This window comes from Streptomyces racemochromogenes (assembly GCF_044129415.1).
GTDB classification, from domain to species: Bacteria; Actinomycetota; Actinomycetes; order Streptomycetales; family Streptomycetaceae; genus Streptomyces; species Streptomyces racemochromogenes_A.
On the sequence record NZ_JBBDHD010000332.1, the window covers coordinates 1 to 467 of the forward strand.

A 467-nucleotide genomic window follows, 5' to 3' on the forward strand; every position below is an offset into this window, starting at 1 on the left:
TACCGGCTGCTGGTCAACCCGACGGGGCGTTTCGAGATCGGCGGCCCGATGGGTGACGCCGGTCTGACCGGCCGCAAGATCATCATCGACACGTACGGCGGTATGGCCCGCCACGGTGGCGGTGCCTTCTCCGGCAAGGACCCGTCGAAGGTCGACCGCTCGGCCGCGTACGCGATGCGCTGGGTCGCCAAGAACGTGGTCGCCGCCGGCCTCGCGGCCCGCTGCGAGGTACAGGTCGCGTACGCGATCGGCAAGGCCGAGCCCGTCGGCCTGTTCGTCGAGACCTTCGGCACCGCCAACGTCGACGTCCAGAAGATCGAGGACGCGATCGGCGAGGTCTTCGACCTGCGCCCGGCCGCCATCATCCGCGACCTCGACCTCCTGCGCCCGATCTACGCCCAGACCGCCGCCTACGGCCACTTCGGCCGCGAGCTCCCCGACTTCACCTGGGAGCGCACCGACCGCGT

Annotated in this window: 1 protein-coding gene; it reads left to right on the forward strand. The window is 70.4% G+C overall.

Annotated features, from left to right (window positions below):
* On the forward strand, positions 1-467 hold a 467-nt coding region (locus WDV06_RS37140; protein ID WP_395514201.1), incomplete at both ends, for a methionine adenosyltransferase domain-containing protein.